Source organism: Corynebacterium sp. KPL1824, from assembly GCF_000478095.1.
Taxonomy (GTDB): domain Bacteria; phylum Actinomycetota; class Actinomycetes; order Mycobacteriales; family Mycobacteriaceae; genus Corynebacterium; species Corynebacterium accolens.
Map to the genome: position 1 here is coordinate 1,018,581 of NZ_KI515749.1, position 16,011 is coordinate 1,034,591.

A 16,011-nucleotide genomic window follows, 5' to 3' on the forward strand; every position below is an offset into this window, starting at 1 on the left:
AGTCACAAGTGCTCCAAAAAGTGATAGTCACGGGAATAAGTGGGGTGTTATAACCGTACTAAACTGTCTGTGTTGAAGACCACTTGCGATGGCCCGTGGCTGGCGGGCGAGGTGGCTAGAGTTCCAGCGATCCTTGGGCGAGGCCGACCGCAGCGATGATGGCGGCCACCAGCACCACGATGACGATGGACCACTCAAATCGGTTAAAAAGCTTCTCGCGTCGCGATAGGCGGGTGAGCACATACGGGATAAGTCCCGGCACAACGGCGAGGGCGCCGAAGAGAATATAAACCGGGTCGGCGGCGTAAATCAGCCACAGCGAGTACACAAAGGCCACTAGCGCGATGCCAAAGTGGCGCCGGTTTTCGCGCCTGGGAATATCCGGCCCAGATAGATCGAACCGCGTCCCGGCGTGCGGGTGGGTCACGCCCTTGCCGCGTATCGCTAGCAGCAACAGATACAGCGAGGAGAAGATATAGGGCAGGAGGTACATGATGGTGGCCAGCTGCACCATCGCGGCATAAGACGCCTCGTTGACGTAGAAGACGATGATGAAGATCTGGATGGCGGAGGTGGAAATCAACTGGGCTACCCACGGGGCGCCGGCCACATTGATGGTGCCGATGCGGCGGGGGATTAGGCCATCGATGGCCATCATGACGATGGGCTCAGCGCACAGCATTTGCCAGGAAACGTAGGCACCAAGGACCGAAAGGCATAGGCCAATGGAAATCAGCGCGCCGCCCCAGGGGCCGACGACCTCCGTAAGCACCGAAGCCATGGAGTTATCCGGCAGCGCGGCCAGCTCCTCTTTGGTCATCACGCCAAAGCTCAAGGTGGATACGGAAACCAAGAGCGCCAGCACGGAGAAGAAGCCAATGACGGTAGCGCGGCCGACATCGGTGCGCTTAGCGGCCTGCTTGGAATAGACGGAGGCACCCTCTACGCCGATAAAGACCCAGACGGTAAAGAGCATGATGCCCTGCACCTGCTCAAAGACGCTGGCATTGGAATTTCGGCCCCAGAAATCCAAAGTGAATTTATCCCAGCTAAAGCCGATGAACGCGACCAAGACGATGAAGGCCAGGATGGGGACGATCTTGGCAATCGTGGTTACCAGGTTCATGAATGCGGCCTGCTGCACCCCGCGGGCCAATACGGCGAAGATGCCCCACGATAGGAGGGAGACGGCGATGGCAGAGGGCCATTGGTGGTCGGCATCGAAAAGCGGCAGGTAATGCCCAATCGTATTGAAAAACAGGGTGGCATAACCTACCTGCGCCATCACCGAGCCCAGCCAATAGCCCCAGCCCGAGGTAAAGCCGATGAAATCACCCAGGCCAGCGCGCACATAAGAATAGACGCCGGAATCAAGGTGGGGTTTTCGGTACGCCAAAATCTGGAAGACAAAGGCAACGGACAGCATGCCGATACCCGCCACCAACCAACCGATGAGCATGGCACCTGGGCCCGCCACGGAGGAAATATTTTGGGGTAGCGAAAATATGCCCGCGCCGACGGTGGATCCGATAATCAGCGCGACAAGTGTCCACAACGACACCGAGTGGGACTTATTTTGGCTGGAGGTCATTGGCCTAAAGTACCGCGCCCGCCCCGCTAAAGGGAACTTGAGAAAATACACGGGATAGACTTTGTAGCTATGACAGTCCTGTTGCTCGATGAACGCTGGCCCACCATGATCCCCATGCGCGCCTATGGCAGGTTATATGGACCCGTTCAGTTCACCGGGGAAGTGCCGGTATCAGTGCGGTGGAATTTCTCGGATCTCTTAAGCGGCGATGATGCCACCGGCACCTTGGTCACCACCGATGAACACGATCCAGAAACCCAGGCGCGCATTGCCACCGGCGAGCAGGTCATTAGAGCCGAGTCGCTTGACGATGCCGTAATGCAAGCGCGCAGCGCCATGGCGACGGCCCGGCGCATCGGCGAATGGGAGCGCGAGCAGACCCACGAATCCCTCCTGCCTTATCTAGAAGAGGAGGCGGGCGAGTTTGCGGCGGCCGTGCGCCAGCGCGCATCCGAGGAGGATTTGCTCAAAGAGCTTGGGGATATTTTTTTGCAGGTGCTTTTTCACGCCGAGATTTCCACCTTTTCGCTAGACGATGTCGCCGCCAGTTTCGTGGGCAAGATGCGCTCCCGCGCGCCGTACCTCTTTGATGGCACGGTGGACATCGTGGGCGTAGAAGAACAAAACCGCCTCTGGGCGGAGGGCAAATCGCGGGAGTAAAAGCGGGTTAAAGTCTCAGCGACTTTTACGCGCGGCGGGCGCGTGTAGTTATCCGGCGGGGTGAATGTCACTTAGTAGGATGGCTACTCATGAACAGGCTGCTGCGAACAATCGGGGGCTGCGGACTAGCCGTAGTAATCATCATTGCGCTGGTAATGGGGCTATTTGTATCCAATTCCACCGATGATTCCTCGGTCCCAGATGCCACCCCGCCCGTAGGTGGAAAAGAGGTGGCCAATATCGATGTCAACGCGCCGGGCCGCACGGCCGATAAGCTCACCCACTGGGCATCGGATTTGGCAGAAGCGACCGATATCCCGCCGCAGGCGCTGCGTGCCTATGGCAACGCGGAACTTATCGCTCGGCAGCAGCACCCGGGGTGCAATTTGCGGTGGAATACACTCGCGGGTTTGGGCTTTGTAGAAACCCGGCACGGTACCTATAACGGAAACTGGTTTAAGTCCTCCAAGTTGGATGACAACGGTTACCCGCAGCCGCCGATCGTCGGCATCACCCTGGATGGCTCGAATAACACCGCGCACACTCCGGATACCGATAATGGCGAGATCGATGGCGATACGGAATTTGACCGCGCGGTAGGTCCGTTGCAGTTCATCCCGACCTCGTGGGAGTCCGTCGGCGGCGATGCCAATGGCGATGGCAAGGCCGACCCGAACCAGATCGACGATGCCGCCCTGGGCGCGGCGAACCTCTTGTGCTTTGGTGATAGGGATCTCAGTAACCCGGATCAGTGGGAAGAGGCCATCTTAAATTACAACCAGTCCAGGGAATATCTGGACAAGGTAGCCCACGCGGCCAATGCCTACTCGGTACCGCAACCGGCTCGCTAGCCTCACGCGTCGCGGTTTTCTGGAACAATTGGGCCTGTAACTGAACTAAGTGGCTCAGCGACGAACATCATCTTATAAGGAGTGAGTTACAGCATGGCTGGTATCATCCACGCATTTGGACGCGAGATTCTGGATTCCCGCGGTAACCCGACCGTAGAGGCCGAGGTCTTCTTGGAGGACGGCGCCCACGGCGTTGCCGGCGTTCCCTCCGGCGCATCCACCGGTGTGCACGAGGCACACGAGCTGCGCGACGGCGGCGACCGCTACCTGGGCAAGGGCGTGCAGAAGGCCGTAGAAAACATCAACGAGGAAATCGGCGATGAAATCGCTGGCCTCGAAGCTGATGACCAGCGCCTCATTGACCAGGCGCTCATCAAGCTGGACGGCACGGATAACAAGTCCCGCCTCGGTGCCAATGCCATCCTCGGTGTGTCCATCGCTACCGCTAAGGCCGCCGCCGAGTCCGCCGCGCTGCCGCTCTACCGATACATCGGCGGCCCAAACGCTCACGTTCTTCCCGTTCCCATGATGAACATCCTGAACGGCGGTTCCCACGCTGACTCCGGCGTGGACGTGCAGGAGTTCATGATTGCCCCCATCGGCGCAGAGACCTTCACCGAGGCCCTCAGCATCGGTGCTGGCGTGTACCACTCCCTGAAGGCCGTCCTGAAGGACAAGGGCCTGTCCACCGGTTTGGGCGATGAGGGCGGCTTTGCTCCTTCCGTCGATTCCACCCGCGCTGCGCTCGACGTCATCGTTGAGGCCATCAAGAAGGCCGGCTTTGAGCCAGGCAAGGACGTTGCCCTGGCCCTCGACGTCGCTTCCTCCGAGTTCTACGAGGACGGCAAGTACCACTTCGAAGGCGGCGAGCACACCGCCGAGGAGATGTCCAAGGTCTACGAGGAACTCATCAACGAGTACCCCATCGTGTCCATCGAGGACCCACTGCAGGAAGACGACTGGGAAGGCTACACCACCCTGACCGCCGCTATTGGCGATAAGGTCCAGATCGTCGGCGATGACTTCTTTGTCACCAACCCGGCTCGCCTGCAGGAGGGCATTGATAAGAAGGCGGCCAACGCGCTGCTCGTAAAGGTCAACCAGATTGGTACCTTGACCGAGACCTTCGATGCCGTAGAGCTCGCGCACCGCAACGGCTACCGCACCATGATGTCCCACCGCTCCGGCGAGACCGAGGACACCACCATTGCTGACCTGGCCGTCGCCCTTAACTGCGGCCAGATCAAGACCGGTGCCCCGGCCCGTTCCGAGCGCGTGGCTAAGTACAACCAGCTGCTGCGCATTGAGCAGGAGCTTGGCGATGCCGCCGTCTACGCCGGCCGCGCCGCCTTCCCACGCTTCAACGCTTAAGACCTAGCGGTCTAGCCTAGAAGCTAGACGCCGCTAGGAAATTAGTCCCCGCTGTACCCCACAAAGGTGCGGCGGGGACTTCCTCGTTCTAAGCATCCGCCTCCCGAGTGCCTGAGAAAGTTGGTAAATTTCCGCGCGTGCCACGCCCGTGTTACTGGTGTGGCGGCGCTAGGATAGTAACCCTATGGCACGTGAGAAGAAGACGGAGCGCCGCCGGAGCCGCACTAGGGTTCCGGTGGCCTCGCGTGCTGCGGATATCCGCAAATCCCAGCGGGCGCAGGAAAAGAAGAACCGCAAGCCCGATCGCATGAGCATCGTCGGCATGACCGTCATCGTGGTCTTTGTCCTATTGATGCTCGTCATCATCGCGGTGCCGCTGCGCAATTACTACCACGGCCGCTCCGAAATTGCCCGGCTCAATGAATCGATTGCCGCGAAGCAGGATGAAAAAGATGCCCTGTTGGAAGAGATCGATAAATATAAATCCGAGGACTATATCAAGCAGGAAGCCCGGCGCCGCTTCGGCGTAGTAGAGCAGGGCGAGACCGCGTACCGCATCCTCGATCCGAATATCCAGCCCGATAACCAGGTCACGACCAATAGCAAGGAGCAGGAGGATTCGCGCCCGTGGTTTGAGGTGCTGTGGGATTCGGTGGCAGAACCGCCCGAGGAAGAGGCCCCAGCGGGCGAGTCGCATCACCTGCCGATCGAGCCAGCGCCTGAGGAAAGCGGCGATGTGCGATAATTGTTCGCATGACCGTCACTGATGCAGATTTAGCCATCGTTTCCGAGCAATTGGGCCGCACCCCACGCGGCGTGCTGGAGATATCCTTCCGCACGCCGGACGGCCAACCGGCCGTGATTAAAACCTCTCCCAAGCTGCCGGATGGCACCCCATTTCCCACGCTGTATTACCTCACCGATCCCCGCCTGACCGCGGAAGCGTCCCGGTTGGAGGTCGCCCACGTGATGAAGTGGATGGAGTCCCGCTTAGCCGAGGACAAAGAGCTCGCCGCGGACTATCACCACGCCCACGAGCACTTCTTGGCCAAGCGCAACGAGATTGAGGATTTGGGCACTGATTTCTCTGGCGGCGGCATGCCAGAGCGAGTGAAGTGCCTGCACGTGCTCATCGCCTATGCGCTTGCCGAAGGCCCCCAACACTTCCGCCTCGGCACCGAAGCCGTAGCCATGGCGGCCGACCACGGTAAACTGCGCGGGACGGCGATTCCGCAGGACTGGCCCACGGTGGAAGATCTGGGCATTGACCTGGCGGAGTTCGATTTTTCCAACGCGGAATAGGAGTAAGACATGACTCGCGTGGCAGCCATTGACTGCGGTACCAATTCCATTCGTCTGCTCATTTCTGAGATTGATCAAGACGGCAAGGTGCGCGATATTACCCGCACCATGGAAATCATTCGCCTGGGCCAAGGCGTGGATGCAACGGGTGAAATCGCGCCCGATGCCTTAGAGCGTGCCCGCGTGGCCTTGGAAGGCTATGTGCGCCAGATGAAGTTTGAAAAGGTTACCCGCGTGCGCATGGTGGCAACCAGTGCCACCCGCGATGCGAAGAACCAGCAGGAATTTTTCGATATGACCGCCGAGCTTTTGGGTCAGATCCAATCCGGTGCCAAGGCGGAGGTTATCTCCGGCGAAGAAGAAGCACTCCTGTCCTTCAACGGCGCGGTAGCCGATATGGAGCCGGACCGTGGCCCCTTCTGCGTCATTGACTTGGGCGGCGGGTCCACCGAATTCGTCGTGGGCACCGCCGATGAAGAGATTCTAGGTTCACATTCTGCGTATATGGGCTGTGTGCGCCTGACAGAACGCATCATGCGCACCGATCCCCCCACGGAGTCAGAAATCGAAATTGCCTCCGAATACGTGGCAGAGCGCATGGGCGAGGTGGAAAAGATCGTCCCCATGTCCAAGGCGCGCACCATCGTGGGTTGTGCCGGCACGTTTACCACGCTATCTGCCCTAGCCCAGGGCTTAGAGCGCTATGATCCCGATGCGATCCACGGCTCGGAGCTGCGTTTTGATGCCCTGCGGGTGCTGCTCAAGCAACTCGTCAGCATCCCTTCGGAGGAACGCGCCCTCAATCCGGTCATTCACCCGGGCCGCGCCGATGTCATCGGCGGTGGGGCAGTAGCCGTTGAAGGAATCATGCAGCTTATCGAGCGCACCAGCGATGCACGTAGCTTCTTCATCAGTGAAAAAGACATCCTAGACGGCATCATTGCAGGTCTGGTTAGTGAATCCACCCCTCATTAACTCTTTTTAGGAATAGTGTCCTACACTATTCCTTGCACCCCGCCCCCATAGCCCAATCGGCAGAGGCAGTCGACTTAAAATCGATTCAGTGTGGGTTCGAGTCCCACTGGGGGCACGCTGTGAAGTCTCGAGACACCGCTCCTAAGGTGTCTCGAGACTTTTCGTATGGCTGAGCCTAGCGTTTTATCTGGCTGGGAGAGCCCAGCCTGTTCGCATGCCATTCGCACACCTCATCTGCGAGCCAAAGACGCGTGCAGCCTATATCCCGGCCGGTCCACAGCTCCTTGTCTGAACCCGCGTCAATAATTTTAGGCTGTACGGTTTTTCCGGTTGTTGCCGTCGATGGCAATTCCGACTGCGATGAATGCAGGGATGAAAAATGCGCTAGCGCCCGCCAGCGTCATGATGATTGCTGTGGCAATGGAAATGAGTGTAAATCGCAAGATATTCCTTCACTTTCAGCCGAAGTATGACTGTCTAGGCACACGAGGATTAGCTCATGAAGAAGATGCCTCTTTTAAGTTTATATCGAAACTGCGGATAGTAAATCCGCGGTGCACCTGACAGGGTGTGATGGCTAGCGAAATATTGATAGCAGAGCGGCAGGAAATAGGGCCGCTAGAGCCCTGGAGGAGCTGTTCACCATAGTGGACCGCCTTGTAGTCAGAAAATCCTTGGCAATCAGCTGTGGTTCTACGCCGAGAACCTTTCCGGCGGCTCACCCGACACGAGAGCAAGTTCCTAGCAACAAAACTCGGGACAGGTCACAGGAGGGGCCGGTCCAGCAATAAATTTCTTGGAATCTTGAACAAATTATTCTAAATGAGGAACTTTGTGAGGCGTGATGACGTTGATCTACATGAGAAAGATGATTCGTACATCACTGAGAAAGGACAACCGTGCGTTCAAGCAATCCGGTTATGACCTCGCTGACTGAAACTAGCCAGCAGCAGAACCCCGGCTCCGGCTACGCGAGCGAAGCCCCTCGCCCCATGACTGTGGATGACGTCGTCACCAAGACGGGCATCACCCTCGGCATCATTATCGTGGCCGCTGCTATCAACTTCTACCTAGGCGCCATGAACCCGGGCACCGCCATGATGCTTATGCTGGTCGGCGGTATCGGCGGATTCATCACCGTACTCGTGGCCTCCTTTGGCCGTAAGTGGGGTTCCCCGGCTGCGACCCTCATCTACGCAGTATTCGAAGGCTTTTTCGTTGGTGGCTTCTCCTTCGTCTTCGCCAACAGCACCATCGGTGGTTCTAATGGCATGGCACTGATTGGCCAGGCAATCGTCGGCACCATCGGCGTGTTCATCGGCATGCTGATCGTCTACAAGACTGGTGCAGTAAAGGTCACTCCAAAGTTCACTAAGATTTTGGTCGGCCTCATTGCAGGTGTCGCGGTGATGGCTCTCGCTAACTTCTTGGGTGCCATCTTCTTCGATTTCAACCCGCTGCGCGATGGTGGCCCCCTCGCCATCATCTTCTCCTTGGTCTGCATTGTCTTGGCCGCTCTGTCCTTCCTGACTGACTTTGACCAAGCAGACCGCCTTATCCGTGCCGGTGCTCCTGCCAAGCAGGCATGGGGCGTAGCCCTTGGCTTGGCCGTGACCTTGGTCTGGCTCTACACCGAAATCCTTCGCCTGTTGAGCTACATTCAGCGCAACTAAGCCTCTTCGCGCTTTCGGCCCGCACTTCGGTGCGGGCCATTTTTGTGTTTTCCTTTGGTTTACGGGCGTGTAATTATTGGGGTAATTCAGGGGGTATTAAGCCGTTCTTTAGCCTTTAGCCGGGCAGGGGCGGGCTTTCAGGCTAAAGACAGCTAATGAGCAGCTAATTTCACCATTTGAAAACACTTAAATGTGGCGAATGAGACTAATGAGATAGTTAAATATTGACTAATTTGCGCTCTCAACGAGAAATTCTTGCACGATTCATGCATGCTATGTGGCGGGAACGGGAAACCGGAAGGTAGAGAGTTCTCTCCTCTATTTTCTTCTCGTTCCAGCTCGTCTAAAAGGAGTAACCGAAGGATTGTTGTGAAACGTCAGGCAACCGTAGCAGCGCTGGTAGTCAGCTCGGTCGCGCTGAGTGGCTGCGCTGCGGAAGTCGGCTCGAAGAGCGCATCAGAAGATGCCGCGATGACGGCAGAAACTGATGGCACTAGTTCAGTCGATGGCGCGGGTGATGCCAACGGGAGCCAGGGGGATGATGTGGAAGACAATCCGGGGGATTCGGAACACCCCGAAGGCGAGCATTCGAGGGCCGGCGCCGGTCTTCGGGGGGAGACCGGCGCCACGGGAGATGAGGATTCCGGGGTACTGCCGCCACCGGGAGAATTTGATCCTGCTGATCTAGATTTCGAGCTATTCGATCCATGTACGGAGATTGCTCCGAAGAGGCTGGAAGAAATTGGCCTTGAGCCGAAGATCCTTGATTATCGGAAAGAATCTGGGCACTATTTTTGTAATATCGCATCGAACGGGAGGAATTTTTCGGAAAATATTTTAGTATCCGCAGCTAGCGATTCAACTTCATTCGAAGAGCTAGGGCTAAATGAAGACCTTCGACAAAAAGATGAAACCGCGGATAGCGAAGGTATCCACCTCTTTAACTCTGAACTCTTTAAAGAATCCCAGTGCAATGGATATCTTTCAACTAGCCGAGGGACGATAATAATCGGCATAAATGATGTCACGCCACATTCGAGTCCAATGAAAAGATGTCAATTGGCTGCTGACATAATTACTAATCTCAAAAAATAATCGTGTTTTGGGGGAAACATGCTTGTTAGTGTCAAAAATCTACAGCGGAATACCAGCATAATATCCGAGCTGTATCGACGAGCTCAGTCGCTAAAAGACCGAGTGAACAGCCCACTTAATTCGGGATTTTCGAATGTGTCGGGCATTGATCACGTAGGGGGTGTGCATGAAAGGGCACTCACCACCGACCCAGGTTCGGCTAAGGGGACGCTCCTAGACTACGCCTCGCAAGTTGAATGGTTGTCGCAGACTCTTGCCCGAGAAGCGCGAGGCTTTGAAGCCCAAGAAACTGCAAATAGTAGGGCGATGGATATCGCTGATGCGGGTGGTGAGATTGGTGTTGAATCGATGCCGATTATGGACCAGCCGGAGCCGGGGTATAGCTCCTTCGCCTTTACTCCTCCGGTAGTTAACGTCGGCACATCGATTACCAAGTTGGCGACGGACTTGATGTCAACGCAGATTTGGAGTGTGTCTGAAGCTAATGCGCGTTGGGCGTCGTTAGGTTCTGAGGTTCGGGAGATCGTCAGCGGGCTTGAAGAAGCCGCAGGGTCCCTGGAAAGTGAGAATGACAGCGAAACGACGTCGCGCGCGGCGGCGAAGATTAGGGAAGTGGCAGCCTCGGGAAAGCACTTTGTGGCCAATGCCGCAGCAATGGGAGAAAAGCTTACTGGGTTCCACTCGCGGTTGATGATGATTCAGCCTTCGGCGATGGCCATGGCGATGGATATTATGAAAATCCCTGACCCAGCGAAGCGAAAAATCGCAGAGAAGGCGGCGTTGGCAAAGCTGCAGCCGGATCTCCAGAGGTTTGCCATCGACGCCATGCCTAATCAACATCCGCTGATGGAACAGTCGCCAGCCTCCGGAGGCGGCGGCGTAGATGCTGGTTTGTCAGGCGTAGAGGGCGATGGCCAGAAATACAACACCGATAACGTCGTCTGGCCGCGTGCAATTCAGGAAGCTATTGCCCGCGGTGATGTGGGGCCGGGAAACTTTGACGTGGCTAATGGTACGGTCCACGATTTGGAATCCGTCGGCATGACTCCAGAGGAAACCGCCGCGTTCCAGGAACAATTGCATGCAGATGGCAGAAGGGCGCTTTCTGAGCTAGGTGTGGGCGACGGTATAGACATCAGCGGTCGCGATGTCGCAACCAGTGGGGCCTCACTTCCTGGGGCGACGGCATCGCATGGCCACTTAGGATCTATGCCAACCGCAGGTGCCGCTCCCGGTACCGCGGGTATTGGTGCTGGAACTGGCAGCGGTAGCGGTGGACTCGGTTCTACCGGGATGGGAGCACCGCTTGGTGCTGGACGTGGAACAGGTTCTGGTACCGGAGCCGGATCCGGGGTAGGCACAGGAACCGGTATTGCCGGTGCAGCGGGTGGTCCTGGACTCGGCGGGCGAACTGGACGTGGAAGCACTGGCGCGCTTCGCGGAGGCGGATTCAATTCGCTGGCCGGGCTCGGCAGCGGGGCCATCGGTACGGGCGGAAAGCCTGGTTCTGGAGCAGGAGGAAATATGGGCGCACTGGTAAATTCCGCCCCTGGATTGGGCGCTGGCGGAACCGCTGCGCGCGGCGGAGCAGGCTTGCGCGGTGGTGCCGGTGAGGGCGTCGGCGCCCGCGGCGTGGGAGGCGCGCTTCCTCGGGCCGCAGGTGAAGCTGCTGGCAATAGCAGCGGCGGTAACGGTAGCCGCGGACACTTAGAAAGGGGCGCTGCGCGTGAAGCTGTGGTGCGCGGGGGAGGTGCAGCCAATAGTACCGGTGCTAAATCCGGTGCCGGGAGACCGGCTGCTGGCATGCGGGCCTTTGCACCAATGATGGGAACCCGGGGTCAGGGAAATGACAAAAACCGGGTGAAGGCGGTAACCACGCAGGTTGAGCGCGATCCGAATAAGCGGGATCTGTTGGGCGAGCCGCCGGCGGTCGTGCCAGGGGTCATCGGCAATTGGGCGCGAGAATCCTAGGTAGTGAATTGGGGAAAGAAAAAGGGCTGAAGGAAAGTATCCTTCAGCCCAATTCTTTTATTTTTATTGCGGCAGTTGTGTCGCGGTAGCGTTTGGCAGCTGCTCAGGTTCCTCGACCCCGTTTTGCAGGCCCTCCGGATCCACGCCAGGCTCGGTGGTAGCAGCAGAGGAAGACGTCTCAGCATTCTTCTGTGCCGGTGCCTCGCCGGTAAAGGTCGATGCGTTGTCGATCTTGCCGGATTCAGAATCCTGCTCGTTCGGCGGGTGGCAGGCGGCCAAGGAAAGGCCGGCGGTAAATACTAATCCAGCGGTGGCGAAACGGGAGAATTTCTTCATGGGGATGTGCTCTTTCTCCAGAGTAGTGAAGGCGGTAGTGGGGTGGACGGAGGAAATTAGGACTCGCGCGGGGTGGCAGCCTTGGCGGAATCGTATGGGGCAGCCGACTCGATGGTCACCGAGATGGTCTTACCGTTTGGCGCGGAGTACTCGCGGGTTTCGCCCTCCTGTGCACCGATGATGGCGGCGCCCAGCGGGGACTGCTCGGAGTAGGTCTCCAGGTCCTTGTTGTCGGTCGCAGCGGCGCGGGTACCGATGAGGAAGGTTTCCTTATCGTCCTTGTTGCCGTTGTAGTACACGTGAACGACGCTGCCGGTGTAGGCAACGCCTTCCTGCATGGTGCCACGCTCGGTGGTGGAGTTAGCCAGCAGCTCAGAAATCTGCTTGATGCGGGCCTCTTCCTGGTCCTGCATCTCGCGGGCGGCATCGTAGCCGGCGTTTTCTTTCAGGTCGCCCTCTTCGCGGCGCTCATTGATTTCCGCTGCGACCTCTGGGCGGTGATCGATAAGCTCCTGCAGCTCGGTCTCGAGCTTTGCCTTGGTTTCTGGGGTGATGTACTGCTTTTGCTGCTCAGCCATTCTAAAACCTTCCGTGCTGTGGAATAGTGGTCAAAGCCCCGCGATGATGGCGGGACCGAAGTTAAGTATGCAACCAGGCAAATGCCCAGTTCTAGGCTGTACAAATCCTAGCACATGGGGCTAGCGACTTTCCGCGTAGTCGGGGTTGTCCATATCCAGGTAATCCGGGATATTGCCGGAGCAGCCATAGGCGCCACCGGCGACGGCGCGGGCATTAGTGGGGACATCGACAGCAATGCGGTGGGTTTCATTTCCGCCGGCAGGAACGGCGAATTCGCGGCGGCCCACCTCGGATTTGGAGTAATCGTAGGCCTGCACGATGCAATAGGCGTCTTCATCGGTGTGATTGCGGGTCACATCGACCCAGACGCGCGTGGTGTCATCGCTGAGAACCTCCTGGGTGACCATAGAGATCTGCGCATTGACGGATTCTTTTTCCCGAAAATACTGGAAACCGTAATAAAGAAGGGTGACGAGCATGGCGGCGAAAATCAACACCAGCGCCTTATTGGTCCAGCTACCAGAGTTCTTTTGTGATTTATCGCGCGAGCCGTAGCGCGCGGCGGAGCGAGAATTTCCGGCGGAAGTCATAGCCCTACTTTAACCGAGGAGTACCATTTTCCCATTATCTACTAAGATAGTGATCTGTTCTAAAAGCTAGTTTTAAAGGGGATGGATTTTCAGTGAGCGACTTTCGCCTCCTAGCAATCCACGCACACCCGGACGATGAATCCTCCAAGGGTGCTGCGACTACGGCCCGTTACGCTGCAGAAGGTGCGGATGTAATGGTGCTAACCTGCACCGGTGGTGAACGCGGTGACATTATTAACCCGGCTATGGACCGTCCTGGTGTTAAGGAAAACATGGCTGAGGTACGCCGCGAGGAAATGGCTAAGGCAGCCCGCGCGCTTGGGGTCCAGCACCAGTGGTTAGGCCACGTTGATTCCGGCCTGCCGGATCCTGAGGAAGGCAAGAGCATGGAAGACCTCTTGCCAGAAGGCTGCTTTGCCTTGATGGGCGATGATGCAGCGGCCCAGGAAATGGTGCGCGTTATCCGCTCATTCCGCCCGCAGGTCATCATTACCTACGACGAAAATGGCGGCTATCCGCACCCGGACCACTTGATGGTTCACCGAGCATCCATGATTGCGTGGGATAAAGCAGGCGACCCTGACTACCACCCAGAATTGGGCGAGCCTTGGGAGCCGCTGAAGCTGTACTACTCGCATGGCTTTGTATACCAACGCATGAAGATGTTCCACGATCTCCTCCTTGAGGAGGGAAAGCCCAGCCCGTATGGCCCTATGCTGGCGCGTTGGGATACGGCTTTTGGCGATATCATGGCTCGCGTTACCACTCAGGTGGAGTGCGCCGATTACTTCGAAAACCGCGACGATGCGCTGCGGGCGCACGCCACGCAGATCGATCCTGCGGGCGCATTCTTGGCCACCTCCGTGGAGGTCCAGCAGCGTCTGTGGCCGACGGAGGAGTTTGAGCTAGCTAAGACTCGAGTATCGACCTCGCTGCCGGAAAATGATTTATTTGCGGGCATTGAAAAGAACGAGGAGACTTAAAATATGAGCGTCTATGACTCCCTTTTCCTTGCCGCACACGATGTCACTGTTCTTGCGCAAGGCACAGAAGGTGCTGAGGGCGGACCAATGGGCCCTGAGTTTGGTAAGGCTTCGCCCATCGGACTGCTTATTCTCGCCATCCTAGGCGTTGCCGTGCTGGTAGCGGGCTGGAACTTCCACCGCCGCTTTTCGCGCTTTCGCCGGCGTACCATGTTCGCTGAAGACCACGGGATCGATCCATTCGATGAAGAGGCAGTGGATGCGGCGCTGAAGGAAGCTGGCCTTTACGATAACCGCAAGAAGTCGATTTTCTAGCCGGCTGGAGTAATCAACGTGACATTTCTCAAGCGGCTGATGTACCCCTTGTATGAAGCGCGCCTCGTGCGGCTTATCAAGGGCAGGCCACAGCCGAAGCACGTGGCGATCATGGCTGACGGCAACCGCCGCTGGGCGCGGGAAGCCGGGTTTACTGATATTAGCCATGGCCACCGCCAGGGTGCGAAGAAAATCGGAGAGATGATCGCGTGGTGTCGCGATACCGATATTGAGGTAGTCACCATCTACCTCTTATCCACGGAGAACTTGAAGCGCAGCCAGCAGGAAGTGCAGCTGCTTTTTGACATCATCTCAGATGTGGTCACGCACCTGTCCCGGGGAGATTTGGATTGCCAGGTGCGCCTTGTAGGCAACTTGGATTTATTGCCCGCGCCGGTAACCCAGCGCATGGTCGATGCCGCCGAGGAAACCAAGGATAACCAGGGCGTCATCGTCAATGTGGCTGTGGGCTACGGTGGGCGCCAAGAAATCGTTGATGCCGTCCAAAAATTGGTGCGCAGCGAGGCCGAAAAGGGTACCAGCGCGGCCGAGATGGCGGAGCGAGTTACCGCAGACTCGATCACAGAACACCTGTATACCAAGGGCCTGCCGGATCCGGATTTGGTGATCCGCACCTCCGGTGAGCAGCGCCTTTCCGGGTTCCTGCTGTGGCAAGCGGCCTATTCAGAAATCTGGTTCACCGATACCTATTGGCCGGCGTTCCGGAAGGTAGACTTCCTGCGCGCGCTGCGTGATTATTCCCAGCGTTCGCGCCGCTTTGGCAAGTAGCGGCTAAATTTTTCGCATTCGTACCTTTTCAACGAGGTGATGCGAGCCCTTTTTCAATACCAACGAGGCGCGCACGCGGGTGGGCAGGATGTTTTCTACCAGGTTCGGCAGGTTAATGGATTGCCAAATTTCGCGGGCTTGGGCGCGCGCCTGCTCATCATCCATATCCGCATAGGCGGCGAAGTGCGCATTCGGCCGGCGGAATTCGGTATTGCGCAGCGTGAGGAAGCGATCGATGTACCACTGCTCAATATCGTCCGTGCGGGCATCGACGTAGACGGAGAAATCAAAGAGATCCGCAATGGTGAGGGTGGGGCTGGTCTGAAGGACGTTGAGGCCCTCCAAAATCAGAATATCGGGCTGGTTGACCTCTTGGTAGCGATCTTTGACGATGTCATAGGTGATATGCGAATACAGTGGCGCCTTGACCACGGGCTTTCCGGACTTGACGTCGGTGACAAAGCGCATGAGCGCGCGGCGGTCATAGGATTCGGGAAAACCCTTGCGCTTCATTAGACCGCGCTCTTTAAGCGTTTGGGTGGGAAAGAGGAATCCGTCCGTGGTAACCAGATCCACCTTCGGATGCGAGTCCCAGCGCTGCAAGAGCACCTGGAGGAGGCGGGCGGTGGTGGATTTACCCACGGCCACGGAACCGCCCACGCCAATGACGAAGGGCACGTGCGTGGGCGGGTTGCCCAAAAAGGCCTCGGTGGCGGCGGTGAGCTGCTGCCGGGCGGTGACCTGCATGTGGATAAGGCGGGAGAGGGGGAGATAGACGTCTGCGACCTCGTCCAAATCAATGCGGTCACCGATGCCGCGAAGTTCTTCAAGCTCGTTTTCTGTCAGCACCTGCGGCATCGATTTGCGTAGTTCACGCCAGGTTTCACGGTCAAAGTCGAGGTAGGGGCTCGAATCCAGGTTGCGCGCCAT

Annotated in this window: 18 protein-coding genes and 1 tRNA gene; 13 read left to right on the top strand and 6 right to left on the bottom strand. The window is 57.6% G+C overall.

Annotation, left to right across the window (positions count from 1 at the left end; all coding sequences use genetic code 11):
• Nucleotides 1-115: 115 nt before the first annotated feature.
• Nucleotides 116-1,591 (bottom strand): amino acid permease, encoded by a 1,476-nt coding sequence (locus tag HMPREF1267_RS04740; protein ID WP_023028587.1) that lies wholly within the window; start codon nucleotides 1,589-1,591, stop codon nucleotides 116-118.
• A 69-nt stretch (nucleotides 1,592-1,660) separates the two neighbouring features.
• Between HMPREF1267_RS04740 and HMPREF1267_RS04745 the strand changes: the two genes are divergently transcribed.
• The 7 genes from HMPREF1267_RS04745 (at nucleotide 1,661) to HMPREF1267_RS04775 (ending at nucleotide 6,865) form a co-directional block, all read left to right on the top strand.
• Nucleotides 1,661-2,251, top strand: coding sequence for a MazG nucleotide pyrophosphohydrolase domain-containing protein (locus HMPREF1267_RS04745; RefSeq protein WP_023028588.1), 591 nt, complete (start codon nucleotides 1,661-1,663; stop codon nucleotides 2,249-2,251).
• Nucleotides 2,252-2,340: 89 nt separating this feature from the next.
• Entirely contained in the window at nucleotides 2,341-3,102 is a 762-nt protein-coding gene (locus HMPREF1267_RS04750) for a lytic transglycosylase domain-containing protein (RefSeq protein WP_005280013.1), read from the top strand.
• A gap of 93 nt (nucleotides 3,103-3,195) precedes the next feature.
• Nucleotides 3,196-4,473 (top strand): phosphopyruvate hydratase, encoded by a 1,278-nt coding sequence (gene eno / locus HMPREF1267_RS04755; RefSeq protein ID WP_005280015.1) that lies wholly within the window; start codon nucleotides 3,196-3,198, stop codon nucleotides 4,471-4,473.
• Nucleotides 4,474-4,657: 184 nt separating this feature from the next.
• Nucleotides 4,658-5,218 (top strand): septum formation initiator family protein, encoded by a 561-nt coding sequence (locus HMPREF1267_RS04760; protein WP_005280016.1) that lies wholly within the window; start codon nucleotides 4,658-4,660, stop codon nucleotides 5,216-5,218.
• 8 nt (nucleotides 5,219-5,226) lie between these two features.
• Nucleotides 5,227-5,775 (top strand): DUF501 domain-containing protein, encoded by a 549-nt coding sequence (locus tag HMPREF1267_RS04765; RefSeq protein WP_023028589.1) that lies wholly within the window; start codon nucleotides 5,227-5,229, stop codon nucleotides 5,773-5,775.
• A gap of 9 nt (nucleotides 5,776-5,784) precedes the next feature.
• A complete protein-coding gene (locus HMPREF1267_RS04770) occupies nucleotides 5,785-6,750 on the top strand; it encodes a Ppx/GppA phosphatase family protein (RefSeq protein WP_023028590.1) in 966 nt (321 codons plus the stop codon).
• Between the two features lie 41 nt (nucleotides 6,751-6,791).
• Nucleotides 6,792-6,865: transfer RNA gene (locus HMPREF1267_RS04775), tRNA-Leu, on the top strand.
• A 193-nt stretch (nucleotides 6,866-7,058) separates the two neighbouring features.
• Here HMPREF1267_RS04775 and HMPREF1267_RS13480 read toward each other — a convergent pair.
• Nucleotides 7,059-7,193, bottom strand: a complete 135-nt coding sequence (locus tag HMPREF1267_RS13480) for a hypothetical protein (RefSeq protein ID WP_005280019.1) — start codon at nucleotides 7,191-7,193, stop codon at nucleotides 7,059-7,061.
• 456 nt (nucleotides 7,194-7,649) lie between these two features.
• On the opposite strand from HMPREF1267_RS13480, the gene HMPREF1267_RS04780 reads away from it, so the two are divergent.
• From HMPREF1267_RS04780 to HMPREF1267_RS04790, 3 genes are all read left to right on the top strand, one after another.
• Nucleotides 7,650-8,423 carry a Bax inhibitor-1/YccA family protein gene (locus HMPREF1267_RS04780; protein WP_023028591.1) on the top strand — a complete coding sequence of 258 codons (774 nt, stop codon included), beginning with the start codon at nucleotides 7,650-7,652 and terminating at the stop codon, nucleotides 8,421-8,423.
• A gap of 369 nt (nucleotides 8,424-8,792) precedes the next feature.
• The gene (locus tag HMPREF1267_RS04785; protein ID WP_023028592.1) at nucleotides 8,793-9,518 is read left to right on the top strand and encodes a hypothetical protein; all 726 of its coding nucleotides are present in this window, start codon (nucleotides 8,793-8,795) and stop codon (nucleotides 9,516-9,518) included.
• A 306-nt stretch (nucleotides 9,519-9,824) separates the two neighbouring features.
• Nucleotides 9,825-11,489: a hypothetical protein gene (locus tag HMPREF1267_RS04790; RefSeq protein WP_034667031.1), complete on the top strand. Its 1,665-nt coding sequence runs from the start codon at nucleotides 9,825-9,827 to the stop codon at nucleotides 11,487-11,489.
• A 63-nt stretch (nucleotides 11,490-11,552) separates the two neighbouring features.
• Here the strand turns inward: HMPREF1267_RS04790 and HMPREF1267_RS04795 are convergent, their stop codons facing one another.
• The 3 genes from HMPREF1267_RS04795 to HMPREF1267_RS04805 all read right to left on the bottom strand — a co-directional run bounded on the left by HMPREF1267_RS04795 (nucleotide 11,553) and on the right by HMPREF1267_RS04805 (nucleotide 12,994).
• Complete coding sequence (locus tag HMPREF1267_RS04795) at nucleotides 11,553-11,825, bottom strand: hypothetical protein (RefSeq protein ID WP_005280024.1); 273 nt, start codon at nucleotides 11,823-11,825, stop codon at nucleotides 11,553-11,555.
• 56 nt (nucleotides 11,826-11,881) lie between these two features.
• Nucleotides 11,882-12,403, bottom strand: a complete 522-nt coding sequence (greA, locus tag HMPREF1267_RS04800) for a transcription elongation factor GreA (RefSeq protein ID WP_005280026.1) — start codon at nucleotides 12,401-12,403, stop codon at nucleotides 11,882-11,884.
• A 120-nt stretch (nucleotides 12,404-12,523) separates the two neighbouring features.
• Nucleotides 12,524-12,994 (bottom strand): DUF4307 domain-containing protein, encoded by a 471-nt coding sequence (locus tag HMPREF1267_RS04805; RefSeq protein ID WP_005280027.1) that lies wholly within the window; start codon nucleotides 12,992-12,994, stop codon nucleotides 12,524-12,526.
• A 92-nt stretch (nucleotides 12,995-13,086) separates the two neighbouring features.
• On the opposite strand from HMPREF1267_RS04805, the gene mca reads away from it, so the two are divergent.
• Genes mca through HMPREF1267_RS04820 form a run of 3 tightly spaced genes read left to right on the top strand, consistent with a single transcriptional unit; the run spans nucleotide 13,087 to nucleotide 15,081 of the window.
• Entirely contained in the window at nucleotides 13,087-13,977 is an 891-nt protein-coding gene (gene mca / locus HMPREF1267_RS04810) for a mycothiol conjugate amidase Mca (RefSeq protein WP_023028594.1), read from the top strand.
• A 3-nt stretch (nucleotides 13,978-13,980) separates the two neighbouring features.
• Complete coding sequence (locus HMPREF1267_RS04815; RefSeq protein ID WP_005280029.1) at nucleotides 13,981-14,292, top strand: hypothetical protein; 312 nt, start codon at nucleotides 13,981-13,983, stop codon at nucleotides 14,290-14,292.
• Between the two features lie 18 nt (nucleotides 14,293-14,310).
• Nucleotides 14,311-15,081 carry an isoprenyl transferase gene (locus tag HMPREF1267_RS04820; RefSeq protein ID WP_005282106.1) on the top strand — a complete coding sequence of 257 codons (771 nt, stop codon included), beginning with the start codon at nucleotides 14,311-14,313 and terminating at the stop codon, nucleotides 15,079-15,081.
• Between the two features lie 3 nt (nucleotides 15,082-15,084).
• Here the strand turns inward: HMPREF1267_RS04820 and coaA are convergent, their stop codons facing one another.
• The gene (gene coaA / locus HMPREF1267_RS04825) at nucleotides 15,085-16,011 is read right to left on the bottom strand and encodes a type I pantothenate kinase (RefSeq protein WP_023017688.1); all 927 of its coding nucleotides are present in this window, start codon (nucleotides 16,009-16,011) and stop codon (nucleotides 15,085-15,087) included.